23 protein-coding genes are annotated in these 23,317 nt (G+C 70.2%); 9 read left to right on the top strand and 14 right to left on the bottom strand.

From position 1 onward, the window contains the following. Nucleotides 1–13: 13 nt before the first annotated feature. Nucleotides 14–364, bottom strand: coding sequence for a hydroxyisourate hydrolase (gene uraH / locus AC731_RS08340; protein ID WP_048705094.1), 351 nt, complete (start codon nt 362–364; stop codon nt 14–16). Between the two features lie 181 nt (nt 365–545). On the opposite strand from uraH, the gene AC731_RS08335 reads away from it, so the two are divergent. Further along, nucleotides 546–1,484 (top strand): LysR family transcriptional regulator, encoded by a 939-nt coding sequence (locus tag AC731_RS08335; protein ID WP_048705092.1) that lies wholly within the window; start codon nt 546–548, stop codon nt 1,482–1,484. 24 nt (nt 1,485–1,508) lie between these two features. Here the strand turns inward: AC731_RS08335 and AC731_RS08330 are convergent, their stop codons facing one another. Next, the gene (locus AC731_RS08330; protein ID WP_004256914.1) at nt 1,509–1,982 is read right to left on the bottom strand and encodes a universal stress protein; all 474 of its coding nucleotides are present in this window, start codon (nt 1,980–1,982) and stop codon (nt 1,509–1,511) included. 170 nt (nt 1,983–2,152) lie between these two features. On the opposite strand from AC731_RS08330, the gene AC731_RS08325 reads away from it, so the two are divergent. From AC731_RS08325 to AC731_RS08290, 8 genes are all read left to right on the top strand, one after another. Further along, nucleotides 2,153–2,299, top strand: a complete 147-nt coding sequence (locus tag AC731_RS08325; RefSeq protein WP_237266627.1) for a RidA family protein — start codon at nt 2,153–2,155, stop codon at nt 2,297–2,299. Between the two features lie 127 nt (nt 2,300–2,426). Beyond that, entirely contained in the window at nt 2,427–3,212 is a 786-nt protein-coding gene (locus AC731_RS08320) for an SDR family oxidoreductase (RefSeq protein WP_237266626.1), read from the top strand. Nucleotides 3,213–3,223: 11 nt separating this feature from the next. Further along, nucleotides 3,224–3,685 carry a MaoC family dehydratase gene (locus tag AC731_RS08315; protein WP_004256984.1) on the top strand — a complete coding sequence of 154 codons (462 nt, stop codon included), beginning with the start codon at nt 3,224–3,226 and terminating at the stop codon, nt 3,683–3,685. Between the two features lie 57 nt (nt 3,686–3,742). Then, the gene (locus AC731_RS08310) at nt 3,743–4,945 is read left to right on the top strand and encodes an acetyl-CoA C-acyltransferase (RefSeq protein ID WP_048705087.1); all 1,203 of its coding nucleotides are present in this window, start codon (nt 3,743–3,745) and stop codon (nt 4,943–4,945) included. Beyond that, nucleotides 4,945–6,069 (top strand): acyl-CoA dehydrogenase family protein, encoded by a 1,125-nt coding sequence (locus tag AC731_RS20150; RefSeq protein WP_048705085.1) that lies wholly within the window; start codon nt 4,945–4,947, stop codon nt 6,067–6,069. The genes AC731_RS08310 and AC731_RS20150 overlap by 1 nt, the downstream gene beginning before the upstream one ends. A gap of 18 nt (nt 6,070–6,087) precedes the next feature. Beyond that, nucleotides 6,088–7,251, top strand: a complete 1,164-nt coding sequence (locus AC731_RS20145; protein ID WP_237266625.1) for an acyl-CoA dehydrogenase family protein — start codon at nt 6,088–6,090, stop codon at nt 7,249–7,251. Between the two features lie 48 nt (nt 7,252–7,299). Beyond that, complete coding sequence (locus AC731_RS08295; RefSeq protein ID WP_048705081.1) at nt 7,300–8,316, top strand: NAD(P)H-dependent flavin oxidoreductase; 1,017 nt, start codon at nt 7,300–7,302, stop codon at nt 8,314–8,316. Next, nucleotides 8,313–8,990, top strand: coding sequence for an EthD domain-containing protein (locus AC731_RS08290; protein WP_048705079.1), 678 nt, complete (start codon nt 8,313–8,315; stop codon nt 8,988–8,990). The genes AC731_RS08295 and AC731_RS08290 overlap by 4 nt, the downstream gene beginning before the upstream one ends. 46 nt (nt 8,991–9,036) lie before the next feature. Here AC731_RS08290 and AC731_RS08285 read toward each other — a convergent pair whose 3' ends face one another. The 12 genes from AC731_RS08285 to AC731_RS08230 all read right to left on the bottom strand — a co-directional run bounded on the left by AC731_RS08285 (nt 9,037) and on the right by AC731_RS08230 (nt 23,309). After that, entirely contained in the window at nt 9,037–9,933 is an 897-nt protein-coding gene (locus tag AC731_RS08285) for an alpha/beta fold hydrolase (protein ID WP_048705077.1), read from the bottom strand. Nucleotides 9,934–10,016: 83 nt separating this feature from the next. Next, nucleotides 10,017–11,453 carry a BatD family protein gene (locus AC731_RS08280; RefSeq protein WP_082794278.1) on the bottom strand — a complete coding sequence of 479 codons (1,437 nt, stop codon included), beginning with the start codon at nt 11,451–11,453 and terminating at the stop codon, nt 10,017–10,019. Next, nucleotides 11,450–13,105, bottom strand: a complete 1,656-nt coding sequence (locus AC731_RS08275) for a VWA domain-containing protein (RefSeq protein ID WP_048705073.1) — start codon at nt 13,103–13,105, stop codon at nt 11,450–11,452. The genes AC731_RS08280 and AC731_RS08275 overlap by 4 nt, the downstream gene beginning before the upstream one ends. Next, a complete protein-coding gene (locus AC731_RS08270; protein ID WP_048705071.1) occupies nt 13,098–14,141 on the bottom strand; it encodes a VWA domain-containing protein in 1,044 nt (347 codons plus the stop codon). The genes AC731_RS08275 and AC731_RS08270 overlap by 8 nt, the downstream gene beginning before the upstream one ends. Beyond that, nucleotides 14,138–14,728 (bottom strand): DUF4381 domain-containing protein, encoded by a 591-nt coding sequence (locus tag AC731_RS20055; RefSeq protein WP_062450084.1) that lies wholly within the window; start codon nt 14,726–14,728, stop codon nt 14,138–14,140. The genes AC731_RS08270 and AC731_RS20055 overlap by 4 nt, the downstream gene beginning before the upstream one ends. A gap of 7 nt (nt 14,729–14,735) precedes the next feature. Continuing rightward, nucleotides 14,736–15,776, bottom strand: a complete 1,041-nt coding sequence (locus tag AC731_RS08260) for a DUF58 domain-containing protein (protein WP_048705070.1) — start codon at nt 15,774–15,776, stop codon at nt 14,736–14,738. Further along, complete coding sequence (locus tag AC731_RS08255; protein ID WP_048705069.1) at nt 15,773–16,843, bottom strand: AAA family ATPase; 1,071 nt, start codon at nt 16,841–16,843, stop codon at nt 15,773–15,775. Before AC731_RS08255 ends, AC731_RS08260 begins: the two co-directional genes overlap by 4 nt. Beyond that, the gene (locus AC731_RS08250; protein ID WP_048705068.1) at nt 16,840–18,375 is read right to left on the bottom strand and encodes an arylsulfatase; all 1,536 of its coding nucleotides are present in this window, start codon (nt 18,373–18,375) and stop codon (nt 16,840–16,842) included. Before AC731_RS08250 ends, AC731_RS08255 begins: the two co-directional genes overlap by 4 nt. A gap of 34 nt (nt 18,376–18,409) precedes the next feature. Then, a complete protein-coding gene (locus tag AC731_RS08245) occupies nt 18,410–19,672 on the bottom strand; it encodes an anaerobic sulfatase maturase (RefSeq protein ID WP_048705066.1) in 1,263 nt (420 codons plus the stop codon). Next, nucleotides 19,669–20,823 carry an Rv3169 family protein gene (locus tag AC731_RS08240; RefSeq protein ID WP_048705063.1) on the bottom strand — a complete coding sequence of 385 codons (1,155 nt, stop codon included), beginning with the start codon at nt 20,821–20,823 and terminating at the stop codon, nt 19,669–19,671. Before AC731_RS08240 ends, AC731_RS08245 begins: the two co-directional genes overlap by 4 nt. Nucleotides 20,824–20,878: 55 nt before the next feature. After that, nucleotides 20,879–22,516, bottom strand: a complete 1,638-nt coding sequence (locus AC731_RS08235) for a long-chain-fatty-acid--CoA ligase (RefSeq protein ID WP_048705061.1) — start codon at nt 22,514–22,516, stop codon at nt 20,879–20,881. Nucleotides 22,517–22,526: 10 nt separating this feature from the next. Next, entirely contained in the window at nt 22,527–23,309 is a 783-nt protein-coding gene (locus tag AC731_RS08230) for an SDR family NAD(P)-dependent oxidoreductase (RefSeq protein WP_048705058.1), read from the bottom strand. Nucleotides 23,310–23,317: the final 8 nt, after the last annotated feature.

Below are 23,317 nucleotides of genomic sequence, written 5' to 3'. Positions count from 1 at the left end.
GGAAGCGGCGGGCTCAGCTGCCGCGGTAGGTGGAGTAGCTCCACGGCGACACCAGCAGGGGCACGTGGTAGTGCTGGTCTACATTGGCGATGCCGAAGCGCAGCGCGACTTCGTCGACGAAGAGCGGCTCGGGCAGGTTCAGGCCCATGGCGCGGAAGTAGTCGCCGGCGGCGAAGACGATCTCGTACTTGCCGGCTTCGAGCGCGGCGCCCTCGAGCAGCGGCTTGTCGCAGCGGCCGTCGTGGTTGGTGACGGTGTGCGCGATCTCGCGGCGCTCACCGTCGAGGCGATAGACCGTGACCGCGATGCCCACGCCGGGCTTGCCGTTGGCGGTGTCGAGTACGTGAGTGGTGAGGCGTCCCATGCTGCGGTCTCCTGATCTTGTTAGGCTATGCGGGGAGCGTGTGAAGCGCAGTGTAAGCCGCTACCGTGTTAACGGATCGCATATGTTCTTATAAGTGATATATGCTCTCGCGTATCTTTTGTTGCCGTATCGCTTCGTGCCGGCGCAAGCGTCCAGAACGATAGAAGCGTGGAGACCCATCATGACCCTGCGGCGCAGCGACGACCCGCTCGATACCTATCTGTTGCGCATTTTCGTGCTGCTGATCACCGAACGCAGCGTATCGCGCACGGCCTTGCGCATGAACCAGTCGCAGCCGGCCGTCAGCGCGGCCTTGAAGCGCTTGCGCGAGATCCTCGGCGATCCGCTGCTGGTACGGGAGAAGGGCGGCATGGTGCCGACCGAGCGTGCGCTGGCGCTGATGTCGCATGCGAAGGGGGCGCTGGCCGAGATCGACCGCATGGTGGACGGGCCGGAGTCGTTCGAGCCGCACACCACGCGCCACGAGTTCCGTGTCGGTGCGCCCGACTATCTCGCGCCGGTGTTCGTCGCCGGCGTGGCCGAGCGCTTCCGCCGCGAGGCGCCGCAGGCACGCCTGACCCTGCATGCGCTGGGGCCGAACTTCGACTTCGAGCGTTCGCTCGCGGAAGGGGATCTGGACGTGGTGATCGGCAACTGGCCCGAGCCGCCGCACCGCATGCACCTGTCGATGCTGCTCGAGGACGAGATCGTGTGCCTGGTGGCGGCCAGCCATCCGTGTGCGCGGAAGGGGATGACGACCGAGGACTACATGCGTGCCGCCCACGTGGTGCCGATGCCTTACTCGATCAGCCAGCGCGGCGTCATCGACGGCGTGCTGGCCTCGATGCGCATCAACCGGGAGGAGCGCGTGGTAGTGCAGTCCTTCACGGCCGCGCCCTACCTGCTGCAGGGCACCGACCTGGTGTTCACCACGACACGGCACTTCGCACAGTTCTATGCCAACCTGCTGCCCCTGGCGATCATCCCGTCACCGATCGTCTTTCCGGCGATGCGCTTCTACCAGCTTTGGCACGAACGCAATCACCATTCGCCCAGCCATCGCTGGCTTCGTCGCCTGCTGTCCGACTCGGGGCGGCAAATCGTCCCGGTCGCCGCCTGAGCCGGGCCGACTGCCGGTTGACGCTCAACGATCGATCGGAACCAGAATCACGGGCACGTCGGCCTTCATCGTGACCTTGTGCGCCACCGAGCCGAGCAGCAGCTCGCCGATGGTGCTGTGGCCGCGCGAGCCCATGACGATCACGTCGGCGAGAACGTGCTTGGCGACGTCCAGGATGCGGCGGGAGGCATCTCCCTCGAGCGCGCGCACGCTGGCGAGCACACTTTTCACATCCAGATCCGGGTTGGCTTCGGCAAACACTTCGATGCGATGACGCAGCAGGGCCTCGGCCTTCTTGTGGCCAGCCAGCTTGATTTCATCCATCTTTTCTTCGCTGATGAACTCCTCGTACGGCAGGCTGGACGACGGCAGGGTGACCGTGACGGCATGCAGTCGCGCATTGAACTTCATTGCCAGTCCGACCGCGTGACGGAATACGGCCGGCGAACGCGGCGTCAGGTCCGAGGCGTAAAGAATCGAGCGGATCTCGTAGCTCATGAGTGTCTCCCGAAAGGTGTGGCACGGCTCTTGGTGTAAGGGCGCCGGAACGGGTCACGGGACCACGGGGATAAGGTTTTGGCGCCACCGTGCGGAGTCTATTGGAATTGCGCCACACGCCTCCGGTGCGTCCTTGATAGCGCTTATACGAGAAAGCTGATGAATCGGCCGTGGGGGAGCAATTCATGCGGGCGCTGGGCGTCGCGCTCGATGGCGTGCCGTTTCCGCCCCATGCGTTCTCGATGGTCGGTGTGCAATCCCTCGCCAGTCCGGACATTCTGGTGGAGATCTCGGCTGTCGCAGTGGTCGATGCCTGATCCGTCCTCGGCGCGCTTGCCATCAGGCGCGCCGCGAAATCCCGTCGGGCACCGTCCGTTTTGACGATGCTGCCCGCCGGCGCCCCCCCTATAAATGACGGCATCTCCACCCTTCGAGGTTCACGCCGTGAAAGAAGCGCCTTCCTACGTTCCCGGTCACCAGTTGCTGGCCGGCAAGTCCGTCCTGATCACCGCCGCTGCGGGTGCCGGCATCGGCTTTGCCGCCGCGCGCAAGTGCGCCGAGGAGGGCTGCCGCGCGCTGATGATCTCCGACATTCATCCGCGCCGCCTGGAAGAGGCGGTCGCCAAGCTCAAGGCCGACACCGGGCTGCAGAACGTCTGGGGTCAGCTGTGCAACGTCACCAATGAAGAGGAAGTGCAGGCCCTGGTCGCTGCGGCCGAGGACAAGCTCGGCGGCGTCGACGTGCTGATCAACAACGCCGGTCTGGGCGGCGAGAAGCGCGTCACCGAGATGACCGACGACGAATGGAGCCGGGTGCTCGACATCACCCTCACCGGCACCTTCCGCATGACGCGCGCGATGCTGCCGCACATGGAGACGCGTGGTCGCGGCGCGATTGTGAACAACGCCTCGGTGCTGGGCTGGCGTGCGCAGAAGGGCCAGGCCCACTACGCCGCGGCCAAGGCCGGCGTGATGGCGCTGACGCGCTGCTCTGCGGTGGAGGCGGCCGAGCACGGCGTGCGCATCAACGCGGTGTCGCCGTCGATCGCGCTGCACGAGTTCCTGAAGAAGGCGTCGAGCGAGGAGCTGCTCGCCCAGCTCGCCAGCCGCGAGGCCTTCGGCCGTGCCGCTGAGGTGTGGGAGGTGGCCAACGTGATGGTCTTCCTCGCCAGCGACTATGCGTCGTACATGACCGGCGAAGTGCTGTCGGTCAGTTCGCAGCACGCTTGAGGGGCGTGGCCATGACCATGGTTTTCTCCAGCGCCGAGCAGCTGGTTGCAGCCGAAGGCCAGGACCTGGGCACGACCGACTGGATCGAGATTCGCCAGGACCGCATCGACCAGTTTGCCGATGCCACCGACGACCACCAGTGGATCCACGTCGACCCCGAGCGCGCCAAGGACGGGCCGTTTGGCGCCTGCATCGCGCACGGCTACCTGACGCTGGCGCTCGCCAACCTGTTCCTGCCGCAGCTGATCCGCGCCGACAACCTGAAGATGGGCGTGAACGTCGGCTGCGACCGCGTGCGCTTTCCGGCGCCGGTCAAGGTCGGTTCGCGCATCCGCGGCCGCGGCGAGATCCTCAAGGTCGAGCGCATCAAGGACGCAGTGCAATCCACCGTGCGCGTGACCATCGAGATCGAGGGCAGCGAGCGCCCGGGCTGCGTGGTCGACACCATCAGCCGCTACACCTTCAACGACTGAGCGCAGCGCGCCCGTCATTTCCGTCCCGACATCCGAACTGCCAGAGAGAACATCGCCATGACCGAAGCCGTCATCGTTTCCACCGCGCGCACCGCGCTCACCAAGTCCTTCCGCGGGTCCTTCAACGACACCGAGGCGCCGGTGCTGGGCGGCCATGTGGTGCGCGCCGTCGTCGAGCGTGCCGGCATCGAGCCGGCAGCGGTCGAGGACGTGATCATGGGCGCCGCCGTGCAGCAGGGCACCCAGGCCTACAACATCGGCCGCCTGTGCGCCTACACCGGCGGCCTGCCGGACACGGTGCCGGGCATGGCGCTCGACCGCATGTGCGCGTCGGGCCTGATGACGATCGGCGTCGCCGCCAAGAACATCCTGGCCGGCGAGATGAAGATCGCGGTGGCGGGCGGCGTCGAGTCGCTGTCGCTGACCCAGACCAAGCACAAGAACACCTACCGCGCGCAGTCCGAAGCGGTGAAGGCGATCGTGCCCGCGGCCTACATCCCGATGCTGGAAACGGCCGAGATCGTGTCGGCGCGCTACGGCATTTCGCGCGCCGCGCAGGACGAGTTCTCGCTGCAGAGCCAGCAACGTACCGCCGCCGCGCAGGCCGCCGGCCTGTTCGACGCCGAGATCGTGCCGCTGGCGGCGCGGAAGCTGGTGTTCGACAAGGAAGGCAAGCCGGTCGGCCACGAGGACGTGATCGCCACGCGCGACGAGTGCAACCGCGCCTCGACCACGCTGGCGGATCTCGCCAAGCTGAATCCGGTGGTGAAGGATGGCCAGTGGGTGAAGCAGGGCGAGTTCGTCACCGCCGGCAATGCCTCGCAGCTGTCCGATGGCGCCTCGGCCGCGCTGGTGATGAGCCGGGACGAGGCCGAGCGCCGCGGCATCGCGCCGCTGGGCGTATATCGCGGCATCGCGGTGGCCGGCTGCGCACCGGACGAGATGGGCATCGGCCCGGTGTTCGCCATTCCCAAGCTGCTCGAGCGCTTCAACCTCAAGGTCGGCGACATCGGCCTGTGGGAGATCAACGAGGCCTTTGCCTGCCAGGTGCTCTACAGCCGCGACAAGCTCGGCATCCCCAACGACCGCCTGAACGTGAACGGCGGCGCGATCGCCATCGGCCACCCCTTCGGCATGTCGGGCGCGCGCATGGTGGGCCACGCGCTGATCGAGGGCCGTCGCCGTGGCGTGCGCTACGTGGTGGTGTCGATGTGCATCGGCGGCGGCATGGGCGCGGCGGGCCTGTTCGAGGTGCTGTGATGAAGCTGTCCGACGAACAGCGTGCGCTGCAGGAAACGGCGGCCGACTTTCTCGCCGCCCATACCAATGCGCGCAAGGAAACGGATGCCGACGCCGAGCTGTGGTCGCGCATCGTCGAACTCGGCTGGGCGGCGGTGCAGGTGCCGGAAGACCTCGACGGCCTCGGTCTGGGGCCGGTCGAGCTGGTGCTGCTGATGGAGGAGATGGGCCGGCGCCTCGCGCGCACGCCCTTCCTGGCCAACGTGGTGCTGGCGCAGACCGCGCTGCTGCAGGCCGCCAGCGCGGAGGCGCAGCAGCGCGCGCTGACGGCGCTGGCCTATGGCGAGCGCACTGCCACGCTGATCCTCGGTCCGGGCCTGGACGCCGAGCCGGCGTCGCTGACCGTCAAGGCGCGTCGCGACGGCGACGGCTGGGTTCTGGCCGGCGAGGCCGCGCAGGTGCTCGACGACGGGCTGCTGACCCACGCCTACGTGGCGGCGCGCATCGAGGAGGCGCCGGGCGTTGCGCTGTTCGAGCTGGCGGTGGACGCCGCCGGGCTGTCGCGCACGCCGCTCGAGGTGTGGGACCTCACCCGGCCGCAGGCGCGCTGGTGCTTCGATGAAGTCCGGCTGACGGCCGATGCGCGCGTCGATGATCCGGCGCGGGTGCTGGCCGGCCTGGCGCGCACCCGCGTGCTGGCGGCGCTGCAACTGGCGGCGGAGCAGGTCGGCGGTGCGGCGCAGTGCCTGCAACTGGCCGTCGATTACACCAAGGAGCGGGTGCAGTTCGGCAAGCCGGTGGCGAGCTTCCAGGCGGTCAAGCATCGCGTCGCCGAGATGATGGTGCGCATGGAAACCGCGCGTTCCACCGTGCTCGGCGTTGCGTCGCGGGTGGCGCAGGGCGCGCAGGGGAGCGGACTCGACGATGCCGCGCTGGCGGCGGAGATCGCCGCCGCGCGCGTGCAGGCCAGCGAGGCCTACCGCTACTGCGCGCAGGAAGCCATCCAGCTCCACGGCGGGGTGGGCTTCACCTGGGAATACGACCCGCAGATGCACTTCAAGCGCGCGCAGTGGGCGAGCCAGTGGTTCGGCCCCACCCGCGACTGGCGCGAGGCGCTCGCCGCCCATCTGCTCGACGCCGCCTGACAGGACCGACAAGGACCGATGAGCATGAACGAACAGGAGTTTCGCCAGGAGGTCGCCGACTGGATGGCGACCCATCTGGTCGGCCGCTTCGCCTGCCTGAAGCACCGCGGCGGCCCCGGCGACGAGGAAGCCTTCCCGGCGCTGCGCAAGGAATGGGAGCAGGAACTGGCCGCCGGGGGCTGGGTTGGCCTGGGCTGGCCCAAGGCGCACGGCGGGCGCGACCTGCCGCTGGCGCTGCAGCTCGCCTTCCACGAGGAATACGTGCGCGCCGGCGGTCCGGGCCGCATCGGCCATATCGGCGAGACGCTGATGGCGCCGACCCTGATCGCGCTCGGCACGCCCGAGCAGCAGCGCCGCTTCCTGCCGGGCATCCGTGAGGGGCGTGAATACTGGGCGCAGGGCTACTCCGAGCCGGGTGCCGGTTCCGACCTCGCCGCCATCACCACGCGCTGCTGGCCGGGCGAGGACGGCCGCTGGCGGCTGCAGGGGCAGAAGGTGTGGACCTCGCTCGCGCACGAATCCGAATGGATCTTCGTCGTCGCGCGCAGCACGCCGGGTTCGGTGGGGCGCGAGGGGCTGTCCTTCCTGCTGGTGCCGCTCGACCAGCCCGGCATCGAGATCCACCCCATCCGCCAGATGACCGGCGAGGCCGAGTTCAACTCGGTGTTCTTCGATGGCGCGGTGACCGAGGCCGACTGCATCGTCGGCAAGCCGGGTGAGGGCTGGAAGGTGGCGATGGCGCTGCTCGGCTTCGAGCGCGGCGTTTCGACCCTCGGCCAGCAGATGCACTTCATCCACGAGCTGCAGCTGGTGATCGACGTCGCCCGCGCCAACGGCGCGGCGCGCGACCCGGCGATCCGCCAGCGCATCGCCGACGCCTGGGTGGGTCTGCAGGGCCTGCGCTACAACGGCCTGCGCATGCTGGAAGAAGACACCGGCTCGACCAAGGTCCGGCCCGAAGCGCTGATCTACAAGTACGCGTGGTCGAACTGGCACCGCGAGCTCGGCCAGCTGGCGATGGACGTGATCGGCGTGGCGGGCGACGTGCGCTCGGACGACGACGCGGTGCGCCGCCTGCAGCAGGTGTTCTTCTTCTCGCGCGCCGACACCATCTACGCCGGCACCAACGAGATCCAGCTCAACATCATCGCCGAGCGCGGGCTGGGCATGCCGCGCGGCTGAGCGGCGGGCCCGGCGGCCAGCGAGCGGGTACTACATGGAGGTGACGGGATGCCCATTCCCGAGATATTTCGTGGCCGGCTGACGCTGCCGCTGATCGGTTCGCCGATGTTCCTTGCCAGCGGCCAGGAGCTGGTGCTGGCGCAGTGCAAGGCGGGTGTCGCCGGGAGCTTCCCGACGCTCAATGCGCGCACGCCCGAGTTGCTCGACCAGTGGCTGGCGCGCATCGCGGCCGAACTTGCGCAGTGGGACATCGCGCACCCGGACCGTCGGTCCGCACCGTTCGGTGCCAACCTGATCCTGCACAAGTCCAACCCGCGGCGCGAGCCGGACCTCGAGTGCGTGGTCAGGCACCGCGTGCCCTTCGTGATCACCTCGGTGGGCCGGCCGGATGCGGTGGTCGAGCGGGTACATGACTATGGCGGGCTGGTGTTCCATGACGTGATCAGTGTCGACCACGCGCGCAAGGCAGCGGCCAGTGGCGTCGATGGGCTGATCCTGGTGTGCGCCGGGGCTGGGGGACATGGCGGCGATCTTTCGCCCTTCGCGCTGGTCGCCGAGGTGCGCGCGTTCTGGGACGGTCCGCTGGTGCTCGCCGGCGCCCTGTCCAGCGGGCGCGCGCTGCGGGCGGCCGAGGTCATGGGCGCCGACCTGGGCTACATGGGCACGCGCTTCATCGCCACCCGCGAGGCGGCGGCCGACGCCGGCCACAAGGACATGATCGTGCGCGACGGCGCGGCAGACATCGTCTACACCCCGGTGTTCAGCGGCATCTGGGCCAATTACCTGAAGAACAGCGTGCGCGCGGCGGGAATCGACCCCGACGCGCTCAAGGGCCGCCAGGACGGCGGCAAGGACGACCTTTTTGCCAGTCTCGACAGCAAGCCCAAGGCGTGGAAGGACGTGTGGTCGGCCGGACAGGGGATCGGCAGCATCCATGACGTGCCCGCCGTGGCCGAACTGGTGGCGCGCATGAAGCGTGAATACACGGAGGCAGCCGTGCAACCGGCCACCTTTGCCGAAGCGGCCCGGATATCGACAGGGTCGTCGGCAGGAGCGTTGGCATGAGCGTGCAATGGAAGATGATCTACCTCGCCCGGCGCAACCCCGCGCTGGCGCCCGAGGATTTCCCCCAGGCCTGGCGCGAGCACTCCGCGCTCGGCCGCGAGTGCCGCAACGTGCAGGACAAGGTCAAGGCGGTGCGCCAGTGCTCGCGGGTGCTCGACCGCCCGGGCGTGCCGAACGGCGTCAGCGTCGACTACGACGGCGTCAACCTGCTGTCGCTGCGTGACCGCGAGGCCGCCGACGACATCTGGAACGACGAGGAGACCCTGCGCATCATGCGGCCCGACGAGCCGCGGGTGTTCTCGACCTACGTGCGCGACTTCACCCTGGTCGCAAGTGAGCAGGTGCTGGTCGATGGCGCGGAGACCGGTGTGTGTCTCGTGCTGTTCCTGCGCGCGCTGCCGGGGCAGCGCGTGCGTTCGCTTGATCTCGCCAGCGCCCCTGCCGCGCCGTGGTCGGCCGCGACGCGCCTGGTCTGGAACGAGGTGGCGGGCGGGCGACCGCCTGGCTACGAGTACGACGCGATCGTCGAGGCCTGGTACGAATCGGTCGATGCCGTGGCCGCCGCGTTCGCCGGCCCGCCGGTGTGGCACTGGCTGCCGCCGGCCCTGGCAGACGCTGTCGACACCGCCGGATCAGTGTGCATGTTCACCCGGATCACCCACCGGCGGCCCTGAACGGCAGCTCCGCCGGTGGGTGGCCGCGGACCGCGCGGCACGGGCATCACTGTTTCCCGGGCGGGTCCAGGTAGCGCAGGATGTGCGAGGCGACCGCTTCGGGCTGCTCCGGCAGCAGGGCGTGGCCGGCGTTGGCGATCACATGGCGGGTCGCCCGCGCGCCGAGCTGTGCCGCAAGCTTCTCCGAGTCTGCGGGCGCGGCGGCCGTGTCGTCAGCCGGCTGCAGGATCAGCATCGGGGCCGAGCCACCATGGCTCCAGCTCGAATAGGCCTGCGCGGTGGTCGCGCGCGTCTGGTGCAGTGCCGCGAGCGGATACCAGCCGGTGACCCAGGCCGCGGGCACGGTTTCGCCCGCGAAGAAGGCGAGCGCGATCGCCGCTTCCCGCGCCGCGCCGTCGAAACCGAACACGGCCTTGCGGATCGCCGCGTTGATCTCGGGCGGTGGCGGCTTGCCGCCCCCCGCGGCGAGCAGGACGAGCTTGCGCACTCTTTCCGGATGCTTGACGGCGAACACCCGGGCCACCCGGTTTCCGTAAGCGTGGCCGATCACCGCGTGCGCGGTGGCGACGCCCTCGGCGTCGAGCACGGCGGCGACGTCGGCGGCGTAGTCAGCCAGGCTCACGTCCAGGGTGCCGAACGCCGAACCCTCGATGCCCCGTGGCTGAACGGCCAGGCTGCGATAGCCGGCATCCGCCAGCGCCTGGGCCAGGCGGTTGAAGTCGGCCGCCGAGCGGGCGAAGCTGGGCAACAGCACCACTGCCTCGCCTTGACCAAGGCGGTGGTAGACCAGGGCGCCGCCCGGGCCGGTGGTCACGACCCGCTCGCCGGCGGCGGGCTCCGCCGGGCGGTCCCGGAGAATCACCCCCAGACCTGCAAGCAGCAGCATCAGGATGACGAGGGTGAAGATCGCGCTACGTTTCAGGACAAGCTTGGTATTCATCATGCGAGCGCCTGGGATTCCATTTTCTAGGTTGGTGGATGGCGACGGGCCCGGTCTTGCGCGGGCTGCCCGTGCCGTGGGTGGCGTCATCTGCGTGACGCCGGGTGGGGAAGCTTTGCGTCGCCCTGCATGCGGGGATTGAGCTCGGGGAGTGCGGCGTCCAGATCCTGCGTCTTCGGTAAGGCCGCACGCGCGCGCTGCACCGCGTGCCACAGCGCCGGTCCGTTCCAGTGCGCCGGGCGTTGTGGCGCCTGCGGGCCGTGCAGATGGCGCACCAGCGCCTCCATGGCCTCGGCGCAGGCAGTGTCGGCGCGAATGCGCCTTCGCAAGGCTGGATCCAGGGTCTGCAACCAGACGCGCAACGCGGCGGCGGCCTGCGCCGGCCGGCTTTGCAGGCAGGCACGACGCAGGCGCCAGCGTGCCGTCGTCTCGCTGGCGTGCAAACGCTGGAGCGGACGGCGGATCGCCGCGGCGAGCGCGCTGCGGTGTCGCCAGGCCAATGGGGCGAGCGCGAGCGCGAGTGCGCCCGTCGGTATCCAGCGCCAGGCCTGCGCGGTGACGGCCCGATGCGAGTCGTCCGGCACCTCGGCCTCCAGCCCGCTGCCGGGTTCGGCGAACGGGTCCGCGGGCATCGATGCCGCCGAGACCTTCACCGTCCGGCCGGGCAGCTGGCTGATGCGCACCTTGCGCTGGTCGAGATCCCACCAGGCCAGCTCGACGGCAGGCAGATGCAGCTCGCCGGGCGCCTTCAGCACGTACGTCGCGACGTGCTCCTGGACGGTCCGGGCGGAGTCCGCTTCCGCGGTGCGGGTGGGCGCGCTGTGGCGCTGCAACTCGGTGCCCTCGACACTCGCCAGCGCTGGCACGGTCGGCGGCAGCGGGGAAGGGGCGTCGGTGACGAGCGTGATCCGGCGCAGCAGCATGTCGCCGACCTGCCAGCCCTGGTCCGGGTCGGGCGCGGGCTCCCACTGCTGCTGCAGCGCGAGCGCGCGCGCGGCAACGAAGGGCTTCAGCCCCTCGGCGCCCTTCGGCACGCGCACGGCCAGGCGGAGCGGCGCCGGCGACGACGCGCGCAAGGGTCGGCCATCGCCGCGTCCGGGCAGGATCTCGAGCGCTGCGGGCGGTGCGAGGACGAGCTCGCCGGGTTGCAGTGGATGGACGCGGTAACGGCGGATCAGCCCGGTCCACCGCCGGCCGTCGATGTCATCGAACCCCGCTTCGGGCGAACCGCCGATCTCCTCGACGATGGCAGACTCGGTCGCCAGCGTGGCGGGGAAATCGACCGGGGCCTGGAACCAGGTGCTGACCCAGACCTCCAGCCGAATGATGATCGGCTCGCCGAGCTCGAATGCCGCGTCATCGTTCCGCCCCGCCGTATCGACGGCCCAGCGCAGGCGCGCCTCGGGGGCGGCGCGGTCGCCGGCGAAGCTGCGCCCCGGGACTGCGGCGGCCGCCGCGAGCAGTGCGGTCATGCGCAGCAACTGGCGGCGCCGGGCGTCGGGTCGGATCGGGCGCATATTCATCGGTTTGCAGATCCTGGGTGCTTGGCGGCAGACGGCTGCGCCTGCAGGGCGAACTTGCGTCGCAGGAAGGCGGCCGGGCTGGTGTCGAGGCGGCGCAGCCAGGCGTCGGCCGCCTCGGCCTCGGCAGGTGGCTGGGTGTTGCGCTCGCCGTCCTCGCCCTGCTCGTCGCCCTCGCCGGGGGCGGTGGCGGGTTCGCCCTCGTCTGCGACCGTGCGCGCGGACAGCAGGTTGCGCACGCGCGCACGGTCGGCGAGCGCCTCGGGCCAGCCCGGCACACGGATCAGGGCCTGGTCATACGCGGCCAGCGCTTCGGCGTAGCGGCCGAGGCGGGCGAGCGCCTGCGCCTGGTTGAACCAGGCCGCCCCCGAGTCCGCCTGCGCGAAGGCGTCGGCCGCAGCCTGCCAGCGCCCGGCGCGGGCTGCGGCGATGCCGCGCCAGAGCGGGTCGTCGAAGAGGTCCGCGGCGCGCGCCGGGTCGCCGCGTTCCAGCCACAGGCGGCCCTGCTGGTCGCGGGTGAGCCAGAGGTCGACGAAGCGCTGTGACAGGCGATTCGTCCAGCCCGCATCGTCATCGCCGGCCTGGGCGGGCGAGGGCATCGAAAGCAGTGACAGGACGACCATGCTGGCGAGCACCGGGCCGCAGAAGGCGCGCCAGGGGACGACCCAGCCACGGCGGAAGGACATCAACAGCGCCAGCAGGCCGGGCCAGACCCAGTCCGCGCCGCGATCACGCCAGCGCGTGTCGGCCGCTGCGGCCGAGGCCTCGGCCTGCTGGCGGGTGATGAGCGCCTGGATACGTTCCAGGTCGCCTTCGTCCGCAGTCACGCTCACCAGGTTTGCGCCGCTGCGCGCGCGCAGGCTGCGCAATTCGGTGACTTCGAGGCGGGCGTGGCGCAGCGTTCCGCTCGCCTCGGGAGTGGCACGCGTCTCCGGGTTCCGGATCGGGCCGCCGCGCTCGGTGCCGATCGCCCACACGATCAGGCGGTGGCGGGAGGTGGCAGTCTCGCGCTCGGCACCGGTCTGTTCCGCCTGCGGCCAGGCGGTGGTCAGGAACAGCACGGTGCCGGGCAACCCGGTCCGCGCCAGCCAGGCATGCGCGAGCGCCAGGGCAGCGGCGGGACGCGCGCCGTCGGCGGGCATCAGTGTGGTGGACAGGACGTCGACGTAGGACGCGAGGAGCTGGCGGTCGTCGGTGGGAGGCAACACCAGGTGGGCGCTGCCGGCATACACGATCAGGCCGGTGGGTGCGTCACCGCGGCGCGCCAGCAGGGCGTGCAGCTTCGAGCGCGCCCAGGCCAGCCGGCTGGGCGGCAGGTCGGTCGCATCCATTGCGCTCGACAGGTCGACCACCACCATGAGCGCGGCCTGTTCGCGCGCGAGTGGAGGAGGCTCGCGTTCCCAGGCCGGGCCTGCGAGCGCGATGCTGAAGCAGGCCACCGCCACAGCGAGCGTGTCGGCGGGCTGCACCCCGCGTCGGGGGCCGCCATGCACGAGCAGGTGCGGAAGCAGCTGCGGATCGATGACTTCGCGCAGCGCACGCATCTCGTTGCGACGGCGTCCAAGGACGACCAGCAAGAGCGCCAGGATCAGCCCGCCGAGCGCCCACGGACGCAGCCAGTGCGCGGGCAGGAGGGCGTCGAACCATTCACTCATCGCGGCTGGACCCGTGTCGGACCACGGCGTGCGCTGCCCGCCCGCCGCGCAGCGCGGCAGCGGCCTGGTGGACGATGATCAGCGCCAGCGCCGTTGCCACGAACCAGTGAAAGAGCGGGCGCCGCGGGCGCTCGGCTGCGAGCGCCTGGTCGCGCCCTTCGAGGGCGTCCAGTTCGCGGTAGATGTCAGCCAGGCCGTCGCGGTCGTCGGCGCTGAATGCGCGCCCGCCGGTGATGGCGGCCCAGGCTCGCAGTGCCTCGAGATCCGGCTGCTCGCCGGCCGCTGCGCTGGCGGTGCCGATGGCGACGGTGTGGATGCGTACGCCGCGCCGGGCGGCGATCTCTGCCGCCTTGGCCGGCGGGATGCGGCTGCCGGTGTCGACCCCGTCGGTCAGCAGCACCAGGGTGCGCTGCGGCGCCGCCGACTGCTCGAAGACCTTGATGGCCATGCCAATCGCGTCGCCGATCATCGTGCGTGAGCCGGCCATGCCGATCTGCGCTTCGGCCAGCAGCGCGCTCACCGCCCCGTGGTCGCGGGTGAAGGGCGCCTGCACATGGGCCTGCTCGGCGAAGACCAGCAGGCCGATACGGTCGTGCGCCCGCCGCGCGAGAAACTCGTCGAGCACGCCGCGCACGACGCTCAGGCGGTCCACCGGACGGCCATCGGCATCCTTGAAATCGGTGGCCTGCATGGAAGGCGACAGGTCGATGGCCAGCAGCCAGTCGCGTGCGGACTGCACGCGCGGGACCGGCGGCTCCAGCCAATGGGGCTGCATCACCGCGAGCACGCCGGCGCTCCACGCCAGGCCGAGCATCAGCCAGCCCCATGCGCCGTGCGCGCGGACGATGGCGCCGGCACGCGGGCGCTCCCCGCTGCCGGCGACCGCGAGCGCGAAGAAGGGCACGCGCAGCGCGGTACGCCGCTCGCGGTGCGGTGGGAGGGCGACCCACAACAGGGCGAGCGGCCACAGCAGGGCCGCCCAGGGATGTGCCCAGTCGACGTTGGCCAGCCAGTGCGCCCCCGGCCACGCGCTCATCTGCGCCTCCCCGGGCCGCCTGCGTCGTGCTCGACGCGATGCGTGCGGATCCAGCGCTCCACCAGGTCCAGGCTCGGCTCGAGCCGTTCCCAGGGCAGGGTTTCGGCGGGGCGATAGGCCCAATCGCCCAGTCCCTGGCCCCAGCCCACGCCACTCGAGAACGGCTGGGCGGGGTCGCCCAGGCTGCGGTCCAGCCAGGCATGCCAGTCCGCGCCGTGCAGGGCGGCGACCTCGGCGCGCGGCGCATGGGCGAGGGCCAGCCGGCGCACCAGCGCAGGGATCGCCCGGGCTGCCGCGAGCCGAAGGGCGGGGTCCCGCATGGATGCGCGCAGACGCTGAAGCTCCGCAAGGGCCGCGCGTCGGTGCCGGCCGGCCCGCCAGCGCCGGAAGGTTCGCCATGCAAGCACGGCCAATGCCGTCAGCGCGACGGCGGCAAGCACCATCCAGCCCGGCGCCTGGGGCGACCAGGCCGGAGCGGGCGGGACCTGCAGCGGGTGAAGCTGGTCGAGCACCGCCTGGGCGTTGATCGTGGGCGGCATGTCCGCCGCCTCGTGGGGCAGCAGGCGCGGCGCGTCGAGGGTCTGCATCGATCGTTCAGCCGCCACGCGGACGCGGCGCACGTGGGGCCGGGCTGGCCATGCCGCGTGCCAGCTGCAGCAGCGCCGGTTCGCTGGTGCTGAGCGGGAAGACGACGCAGCCGATCTCCCTGCGCAGCGCGAGCAGGCCTTCCATGCGCGCATGCGCGATCTCGGCCAGGCGGCTGCGCACGAGCTCGTCGGTGTGATCGATCGGAAGCTGGAGGCTGCCGTCGGTGACGACCAGGCGGGCCGGGCGCGTGGTGCCGGGATCGTCGCGGATCGGCAGCAGAACCAGGTCGTTGTGACGGGCGAGTGCGATGAGCTGCTCGCGGCTGTGCGCGCCCATGCCATCGAAGTCGGACAGCACGACGATGACGGCATCGCGCGGCGCCCGGGCGAGCAGTTGCGTCAGGGCGGCATCGAACTGCGCAGGGCGAGCCGGACAGGCGGTGTCGGCGCGCAGCCGGTGATTGCGGGCAACCAGGCGGTCGAGCAGGCGCAGCAGCGAACGCCGACCGCGACCCGGCGTGATGGCGTCGATGCCGTCGTCGCCGAACACGAGCCCGCCGACGCGGTCACCCGAAGCGAGCGCACGCCAGCCCCAGACGGCTGCGGCTTCGCCCGCCACCACCGAGCGCAGCGCGCCGCGCCGGGCGAAGAACATCGAGATGCGCTGGTCCACCACCAGCCAGGTGGGGTGTTCCCGCTCCTCGCCATACACCCTGAGCTGGGTCTTGCCGGTGCGGACGCTTGCTCGCCAGTCGATGCTGCGGGTGTCGTCGCCCGGCAGGTACTGGCGCAGCTCGATGAAGTCCAGGCCGCGGCCGCGCACGCGGGCGCGATGGCGGCCGGCCAGCTGGCTGTGGACCGGCGCGCCGCGCGCGGGCCAGCGCAGCCGGCGGACGGGATGTTCCAGCGCCAGCAGATCGCCCAGCCCGAGGTAGACGCCGGGCGTCGGCACTGCGCCGGGCGTCGGCGCCGCGCGCGCGGCGGACGCGGTGGTGCGGCGCGACCATGGCCACCGGCCGCCGGGCAGCAGGCGCTGGAGCGGCGTCATGGCGCGGCAACCAGCGCTGCAATGCGATCGATGATCGCGTCGGCCTCCACCCCCGCGGCCAGGGCTTCGTGGCTGAGTACCAGCCGGTGCCGGAGGCAGGGGTGGAGCACCGCGAGCACGTCGTCGGGGCCGACGAAGTCGCGCCCGCGCAGCCAGGCATGAGCGCGTGCGCAGCGGTCGAGCGCGATCGTGCCGCGCGGACTGGCGCCTGCCTCGATCCAGCGCGCCACCTCCGGGCTGAGGCGCTCGGGCGTACGCGTGGCCTGGATCAGATCGACCAGATAGGTGTCGATGGCGGTCGACACATGTACGGCATGGACCGCCCGCCGGGCGTCGGCCAGCCACGCCACGGGCGTGTGTTCGGGCTGCGTCCGCGCGGCGTCGGGCTCGCGAAGGAAGGCTGTGATGGGTTCAGCGGGCGGTTCAGCGAGGCCGCCGGAAGCCGTGTCGGGGTGGCTCTGCGCCACGGCGAGCCGCCGGCCTTCTTCCTCGCGTACCAGGTGCAGGATGTCGCGTTCGGCATCGAAATCCGGATAGCCGACCCGGGTCTTCATCAGGAAGCGGTCCGTCTGCGCCTCGGGCAGGGGATAGGTGCCCTCGTGCTCGATCGGATTCTGCGTCGCCATCACGAGGAAGGGCCAGGGCAGGGGATGGGTCTTCCCGGCGACGGTCACCTGACGTTCCTCCATCGCCTCCAGCAGCGCGGACTGCACCTTCGCCGGCGCACGATTGATCTCATCGGCCAGCACCAGCGGGGCGAACACCGGGCCCGCCTCGAAGACGAAGCGCCCCTGGCCCGGCTCGGTCTGGTGATAGACCTCGGCACCGATGAGGTCCGATGGCAGCAGGTCGGGGGTGAACTGGATGCGCGACAGGCGTAGGCTGAGAGCCTGCCCGAGCGCCTTGATCGCGCGCGTCTTGGCCAGCCCGGGCAAGCCCTCGAGCAACAGGTGACCGTCGGCGAGCAGGGCGATCAGCAGCGCGTCGATCAGCGCCGGCTGACCGACGATCGCCTGGTCGAGCTGCCCGCGCAGGCGTGCGAAGGCAGCGTGCGCGGTCTCGCTCATTGGCCTCCCATCCGCAGGGAGCCTCCCTTCTGCCGCGGCGGACAGGCCTGGAAACTGGCCATGTGGGCGCCGACGGCGTCCGCGACCTGGCCGCCGAAACCGATGCCCATCTTCATGGCGAGATCGTTGCTCTTCTGTCCGCCATGTCGCTCGTACGGGTCCATGCGCAGGTTGAACACCAGCGAGCTCGGCTTGTGGCTGTCGAAGAAGCCCTCGCGCGTCTGGTAGTGGCTCTTCCACGCGCCGATGCGGATCGCCGTGTACTTGCTCTCGTCGTAGTAGTGGACCACGTTGCGCGCCGAGGGGGCATTGCCCGTCCAGTGCGCCAGATTGTCGACACCGTCGATGCAGACGCCGTCACGCTCCTTGAGCTTGGCCGCGACCTTGTCGTGGCCGGCGGCGCGGGCCAGCGTGGTGAACATGTCCTCATGGGTCTGGATGCCGTTCGAGACCTTGCCGGCAGGGATCTTCGCCGGCCAGCGCACCAGCATCGGCACGCGTACGCCGCCTTCCCAGGTGGTGGCCTTCTCGCCGCGGAAAGGCGTTGCGCCGGCGTCGGGCCACCAGGCGACCATCGCGCCGTTGTCGGTGGTGTAGACCACGATCGTGTTGTCGGCGATCTTCAGCTTGTCGAGCAGGTCGAGCAGCTGGCCGACGTGGCCGTCATGCTCGATGAGCCCGCTGCCGTAGATGTCGAACTCGCTGGAGAGGTCGCTGGCGAGGTGACGCGACTCGGGCTTCAGGTGCGTGTAGATGTGCATCCGGGTGGTGTTCAGCCAGGCGAAGAAGGGCTCGCCCGCCTGCGTGGATTGGGTGATGAAGCGCTTGGTGCGCTCCAGGAACTCTTCGTCCACGGTTTCCATGCGCTCGGTGGTGAGCGGGCCGGTGTCGCGGACCTTCTGCTTGCCGACCTTGCCGAAACGAGGGTCGACGGTCGCGTCGTCCTCCTTGGTCGCCACGCTGTCGATCACGCCGCGCGGCCGGTAGCGGGCGTTGAAGCCGGGGTCCTTGCGCCACATGCGCAGTTCCGGCTCTTCCTCGGCATTGAGGTGGTAAAGGTTGCCGTAGAACTCGTCGAATCCGTGCACCGTGGGCAGGTGCTCGTTGCGGTCGCCGAGGTGGTTCTTGCCGAACTGCCCGGTGCGATAGCCCAGCTCCTTGAGCAGTTCGGCCAGCGTCGGATCGCGCGCGTCGAGCCCGACCGGCGAGCCGGGCATGCCGACCGTGGTCAGGCCGGTGCGGATCGGCAGTTGGCCGGTGATGAAGGCCGCGCGCCCGGCGGTCGAACTCGGGTGGGCGTAATGATCGGTGAACAGGATGCCTTCGCGTCCGATGCGGTCGATGTTGGGGGTGGGCACCATCATCCCGTGGCTGTAGAGGCCGACGTTCGAGTAGCCGATGTCGTCGCCCATGATCACGAGGATGTTCGGCCGCTTGGGCGCTTGCGATTGTGCCTGCGCCTGCGCGCTGCCGAAGCCGGCGATGGCGGCGGCGAGGGCCAGGTGTTGCCAGCGACGTTGGGGATATTTCATGAGGTCTCCTCTCTCGGGTTGGGGTCGTGGGGGCTTACCGGCCGAGGCGTCGCCGGATGGCGGGCATGTCCCTGCGGACCTGTTCATAGAAGTGGGCGAGGCCTTCGCACAGGTAGTTGAGGCCGGTCTCGCCGTCGGGCGCACGCAGCAGCCGGTTCTTCGGGCATTCGCCCCAGCACAGCTGCAGGTGCGGGCAGCGCCGGCAGTGGCCGGGCAGGCTGTCGTGCTTGGCGACGCCGAACCGGACCTGCTTGTCGGCGAAGGCGAGGTCGCCCTGGTGGGCCTCGCGGATGTTGCCGAGACGGTATTCCGGATAGACGAAGTGGTCGCAGGCATAGAGCTCGCCGTCGTGCTCCAGCGCCATGGCCTTGCCGCACACCGGCGCGCTGGTGCACATCTGCGCGGGCAGGCCGAGCGACTGCGCCACGGCGGTCTCGAACACGTTGATGTGCAGGCGGCCGAAGTCCTGCGCCAGCCATTCCGCCCACACCGCACACAGGAAGTCGCCATAGTCGCGGGCATCGACCGACCACTCGGTGACGATGGACAGCGGGTGATCGGGCCGCGTGCGCGGGGTGCCGAGCAGCGGCATGTCGGCCGGCCTGGCGAGGCCGGGGGCGCGCAGCTTGAAGTCGCGCGTCTCGACGCAGGGCGTGAACTGGATGCGGAAGCTGCCCGGGATCGCGCGCAGGTTGCGATAGACCTCGAGCGGTGCCCGTGCCACGTCGCGATTGACCACGCACAGCAGGGAGAAGGGCACCTCGGCCGCCGCCAGCCGGTTGGCCGCGGCGATGACGCGGTCGTAGGTCGGCTCGCCGCCCTTGGTCGGGCGGTAGCGGTCGTGCAGCTCGCGGGTGCCGTCCACGCTGAGGCCGACGACGAAGCCGTGCGCCTTCAGGAAGGTGACCCATTCGTCGTCGAGCAGCAGGCCGTTGGTCTGCAGGTCGTTCTCGATGCGCTGGCCGGGCTTGCGATGGCGTGCCTGCAGTTCGACCACGCGGCGGAAGAAGTCCAGCCCCATCACCGTGGGCTCGCCGCCCTGCCAGGAGAACACCACCTCGTCGCCGGTCTGGGCCTCGATGTACTGGCGGATGTGGGTTTCCAGCAGCCCCTCGTCCATGCGCGCGTTGCGGCCGTGCTGCAGCAGGTCGGTCTTGTGCAGGTAGAAACAGTACGGACAGTCGAGGTTGCACAGCGCGCCGGCCGGCTTGACCATCACGTGGTAACGGTAGTGCCGCCCCGGCGGCAGGGGCGGCAGGTTGCAGCGCGGGGCAGCGCTTTCGGCGGGCGTGCTCATGCGGGCAGGCCAAGCTCGGGCCAGGCGCCGGACACGTAGGTCTGGCAGTTGCCCCAGCCGGTGGCGCCCGTGCCGCTGTCGACGACCTCGATCATGCAGTCGCGGAACTGGTTGAGGATGGCGACCGCTTCGGGCTGCGAACAGTCGGCGAAGTGCTCGCCCTCGACGTGCAGCGGACCGCGGTAGCTCCCATGGTTCTTGCCGTCGAGCCGGTGGTAGCCGCCGCCGCCAAGGTGGAAGCCGGTATCGCCCAGCGGGCGGGCGCGCAGTTCGCGCGTGCTGCCGTCGGCCATGCGCAGATGAAAGACGCCTCCGAGCAGACGGCGGTTGCGCGGGTCGAACCGCAGCGCGGGCTCGATCGCCGCGACCGGCACCCGGCGCCCGTCGGCGTATTCGAAGTGGCCCTGCACCTGCTTCTGTTCGAAGCCGGGCGCCGCGTAGTGCAGGTAGTACTGGTGATAGGCGTAGGTGCTGCCGTCGGCTGCCTGGAAATAGAGCGGGTTCCAGATCGCGAGCACGCGTATGTGCGCGGAATCCACCGGCTCGGGCGCGAGGTCGGTGAGTGGCTGGCCGACCGCCGGGCGGATGCCCCAGGAGTGGTCGCGGGTCATGATCCAGGTGTCGGGCGTCACTTCGGTGCGCCGGCCCTCGAGCTCGACCCAGCCGCGGGCGTGGCCGGTCTGGTGGTAGCGGATCTGGTCCGCGGTACGGCGGTAGCCGGTGAGGCCACGACGGTCCTCGCGCGCCTCGACGAAGCAGGGCACGATGCCTTCGAGCTCGAGGTCGAAGGCGATCGGCTGCACGTCGGTCGCGTCCAGCCGCACGCGGATGCGCCTGAGCGGCTCGATGACCTCATAGTGCAGCGGGCCGACGCCGATGCTGTCGGGCGCGTGGGACAGTTCGCGGCTGGCCTGCACCGCCCACTGCGCGACCCCGCGCGAGACGCCGCCGTAAGCATCGACCACGTTGCGGTTCACATACTTGCCGAAGCCGAAGCCCACCTGCAGCGAGCCGTCGCGTGCAGCCGCCATGCCGCACACCTTCTCTGTCCAGGCGGGGTCGGTGTGGGCGACGCTGGCGAAGGTGTCGACGATCTGATGCGTGAAGCCCTCGTCGGCCGCCAGTAGCGGCCCGATGCTGCCTCCGTTCATGGGGTGTCTCCCGTGTTGGCGGCCGGCCGCCGTTGCGCCGCCGCCGGTTGAGTGTTCACAGTCGCTGCAATGCGCCGGGCGTGAAGCCGGCCTCGTAGGCGGCGATGGCTTCGGCGTCGAGCGGGCGGTAGGCCTGGTCGTGCGCGGGCTTCCACCACACCGGGTCTGCCGTGTGCCAGCGCTCCATACGCAGCTGCCGGCGCAGGACCTTGGAGGTGGCGGTCATCGGCATGCTCGGCGAGACGCGGATGAAGCTCGGCATCCACTTGGTCCCGAAGTCGGGCTGTCGGGCGAGGAAGTCCTCGAATGCGGCGGGGTCGAAAACAGCCTCTTCGCGCAGCTCGATTGCGGCCATCACGCGGTCGCCGACGGCGGGATCCGGCACCGCATAGATGCCTGCAAGCACCACGTCGGGGTGGCGGATGAGGACTTCCTCGATCTGTGCCGAGGCGATGTTCTCGCCGTCCACGCGCAACCAGTCGTCGTCGCGCCCGGCGAACCAGAAGTAGCCCTGCTCGTCACGGTAGGCGAGGTCACCGCTCCAGAAGATGCCGTTGCGCACCCGCTTGTGGCTGGCGTCCGGGTTGTTCCAGTAGCCCTCGAAGCCTGCTGCGCCACGGGTGTTGACGAGTTCGCCGATGGCCTCGTTGGGGTTGAGCAGCTGACCCTCGGGGCCGAAGCGCGCGCGTGGGCATTCGGCGCCGGTGGCCGGGTCGAAGACCGCGACGCCGTCCTGGTTGGGCAGGCCCAGGCAGCCGCGCGGCATCCCGGGGCGGCGCGAGATCGAGATCCCGCCTTCGGTCGAGCCATAGCCATCGATCACGGTGCAGCCGAAGCGCCGTGCGAAGCGTTCGACGTCGTCGATCGCCCCTTCGTTGCCGAGCACGACCCGCAGCGGGTTGTTGGCGTCGTCGGGCCTCTCGGGCGCGGTGAGCAGGTAGGCGAGCGGCTTGCCCACATAGTTGAAGTGGGTCACCCCGTAGCGGCGTACGTCGGGCAGGAAGGCCGACACCGAGAACTTGCGGATCACGGTCGCCGAGCCGGCGCTGAGTGCGGGCAGCCAGCCGGTGTTGATCGCGGCGGCGTGGAACCAGGGCATGGTCACGTAGCTGACCGTGTCCGGCCCGTGCCCGCAGTGCTGCGCGACGGTTCGCGTCAGCGTCGCGATGCGGTCGTGCGAGCAGATGCAGGCCTTCGGCGCGCCACTCGAGCCGGAGGTGAAGATCAGCATGAAGATGTCTTCGGGGCGGACCTGCACCGTGGGCAGCGCCGCGCCCGTATGGGCGGCGAGGGCGGCACGACCGGCCGTGCTGTCGACGTTGAGGATGCGCTCGATGCCGCAGTCCAGCGCCAGGCCGGCGAGCGCGGGCAGCCAGGCGTCCTGCGTGATGAGCAGCTGGCAGTCGGTATGGTTGATGTCGCGCGCGAGGTCTGCGCCGCGGCGGGTCGCATTGATCCCGACCATGGTCGCGCCGGCGAGTGCGCAGGCGCCGATCCAGAACGGGAACTCGGGCACGTTGTCGAGCAGGATGCCGACGTGGAAGGGGCCTTCGCGCCGATTGCTGAGCAGCCAGGCCGCGCGCTGGGCGCACAGGGCGACGAACTCGCGATACGACCAGCGCTCGTCGCCGTACAGCAGTCCGATGTTGTCGTCGTTGGCGCGTGCGCGCACGAACTCGGCAATGGTGTTCATCGCGCCAGCCTCAGGCCAGAACGCCGCCGTCGACCTGCAGGATGATGCCCGTGCTGTAGCTCGATGCATCGCTCGCCAGGTAGAGCGCGGTGGCCGCGACTTCCTCCGGGTAGCCGACGCGTTTGAGCGGGTTGATCTTCATCATGTCGGCATAGCGCTGCGGATCGTTCAGCGTGTGGTCGCCCATCGCCGTCTTGATCACCCCGCAGGAGATCGCGTTCACCCGCACGCCCTGGGGCCCGAGTTCGCGGGCGAAGCAGCGGGTCATGGCGTTGAGCGCGGCCTTCGAGATGCAGTAGGCGGCGATCTCGGGCTGGGCCATCAGCGCCGAGGTCGTGCTGATGTTGACCACGCTGCCGCCGCCGCGCGCGGCCATGCGGCGGCCGATCTCGGCAGTGAGGAAGAATGGGCCCTTCAGATTGACGTCCATCACCTTGTCCCACAGCGCCTCGGTGGTGTCGACCATGGATTCGACGTGGGGCGGGCTGATCCCGGCGTTGTTGACCAGCACGTCGATGGCCAGGCCTTCGGTGTCCAGGCGGGCGACCAGGGCGCGGATCTCGTCGAGCTTGCCGACATGGGCGGCGATCGCATGCGCCTTGCCGCCTCGCGTGCGCAACTGGGCGGCGACGGCATCGAGCTGATCCTGCTTGCGCGACACGATGACCACTTCGGCGCCCGCCTCGATGAAGCGCTCGGCAATGGCCAGCCCGATACCGCGCGAGCCGCCGGTGATGAGGGCGCGCCGGCCCGCGAGGGGCATCGCGAGGGTGGGCGTTCCGAGTGCTTCCATGTTGTGCC

Source organism: Thauera humireducens, from assembly GCF_001051995.2.
Classification (GTDB): Bacteria; Pseudomonadota; Gammaproteobacteria; order Burkholderiales; family Rhodocyclaceae; genus Thauera; species Thauera humireducens.
This window is presented reverse-complemented; position numbering and strand designations above follow the sequence as displayed.

Bases quoted from the DNA above. Each gene is read 5' to 3' on its own strand.
- uraH (WP_048705094.1), bottom strand. From the start codon at position 364: ATGGGACGCCTCACCACTCACGTACTCGACACCGCCAACGGCAAGCCC.
- AC731_RS08335 (WP_048705092.1), top strand. From the start codon at position 546: ATGACCCTGCGGCGCAGCGACGACCCGCTCGATACCTATCTGTTGCGC.
- AC731_RS08330 (WP_004256914.1), bottom strand. From the start codon at position 1,982: ATGAGCTACGAGATCCGCTCGATTCTTTACGCCTCGGACCTGACGCCG.
- AC731_RS08315 (WP_004256984.1), top strand. From the start codon at position 3,224: ATGACCATGGTTTTCTCCAGCGCCGAGCAGCTGGTTGCAGCCGAAGGC.
- AC731_RS08310 (WP_048705087.1), top strand. From the start codon at position 3,743: ATGACCGAAGCCGTCATCGTTTCCACCGCGCGCACCGCGCTCACCAAG.
- AC731_RS20150 (WP_048705085.1), top strand. From the start codon at position 4,945: ATGAAGCTGTCCGACGAACAGCGTGCGCTGCAGGAAACGGCGGCCGAC.
- AC731_RS20145 (WP_237266625.1), top strand. From the start codon at position 6,088: ATGAGCATGAACGAACAGGAGTTTCGCCAGGAGGTCGCCGACTGGATG.
- AC731_RS08295 (WP_048705081.1), top strand. From the start codon at position 7,300: ATGCCCATTCCCGAGATATTTCGTGGCCGGCTGACGCTGCCGCTGATC.
- AC731_RS08290 (WP_048705079.1), top strand. From the start codon at position 8,313: ATGAGCGTGCAATGGAAGATGATCTACCTCGCCCGGCGCAACCCCGCG.
- AC731_RS08285 (WP_048705077.1), bottom strand. From the start codon at position 9,933: ATGATGAATACCAAGCTTGTCCTGAAACGTAGCGCGATCTTCACCCTC.
- AC731_RS08280 (WP_082794278.1), bottom strand. From the start codon at position 11,453: ATGAATATGCGCCCGATCCGACCCGACGCCCGGCGCCGCCAGTTGCTG.
- AC731_RS08275 (WP_048705073.1), bottom strand. From the start codon at position 13,105: ATGAGTGAATGGTTCGACGCCCTCCTGCCCGCGCACTGGCTGCGTCCG.
- AC731_RS08270 (WP_048705071.1), bottom strand. From the start codon at position 14,141: ATGAGCGCGTGGCCGGGGGCGCACTGGCTGGCCAACGTCGACTGGGCA.
- AC731_RS20055 (WP_062450084.1), bottom strand. From the start codon at position 14,728: ATGCAGACCCTCGACGCGCCGCGCCTGCTGCCCCACGAGGCGGCGGAC.
- AC731_RS08260 (WP_048705070.1), bottom strand. From the start codon at position 15,776: ATGACGCCGCTCCAGCGCCTGCTGCCCGGCGGCCGGTGGCCATGGTCG.
- AC731_RS08255 (WP_048705069.1), bottom strand. From the start codon at position 16,843: ATGAGCGAGACCGCGCACGCTGCCTTCGCACGCCTGCGCGGGCAGCTC.
- AC731_RS08250 (WP_048705068.1), bottom strand. From the start codon at position 18,375: ATGAAATATCCCCAACGTCGCTGGCAACACCTGGCCCTCGCCGCCGCC.
- AC731_RS08245 (WP_048705066.1), bottom strand. From the start codon at position 19,672: ATGAGCACGCCCGCCGAAAGCGCTGCCCCGCGCTGCAACCTGCCGCCC.
- AC731_RS08240 (WP_048705063.1), bottom strand. From the start codon at position 20,823: ATGAACGGAGGCAGCATCGGGCCGCTACTGGCGGCCGACGAGGGCTTC.
- AC731_RS08235 (WP_048705061.1), bottom strand. From the start codon at position 22,516: ATGAACACCATTGCCGAGTTCGTGCGCGCACGCGCCAACGACGACAAC.
- AC731_RS08230 (WP_048705058.1), bottom strand. From the start codon at position 23,309: ATGGAAGCACTCGGAACGCCCACCCTCGCGATGCCCCTCGCGGGCCGG.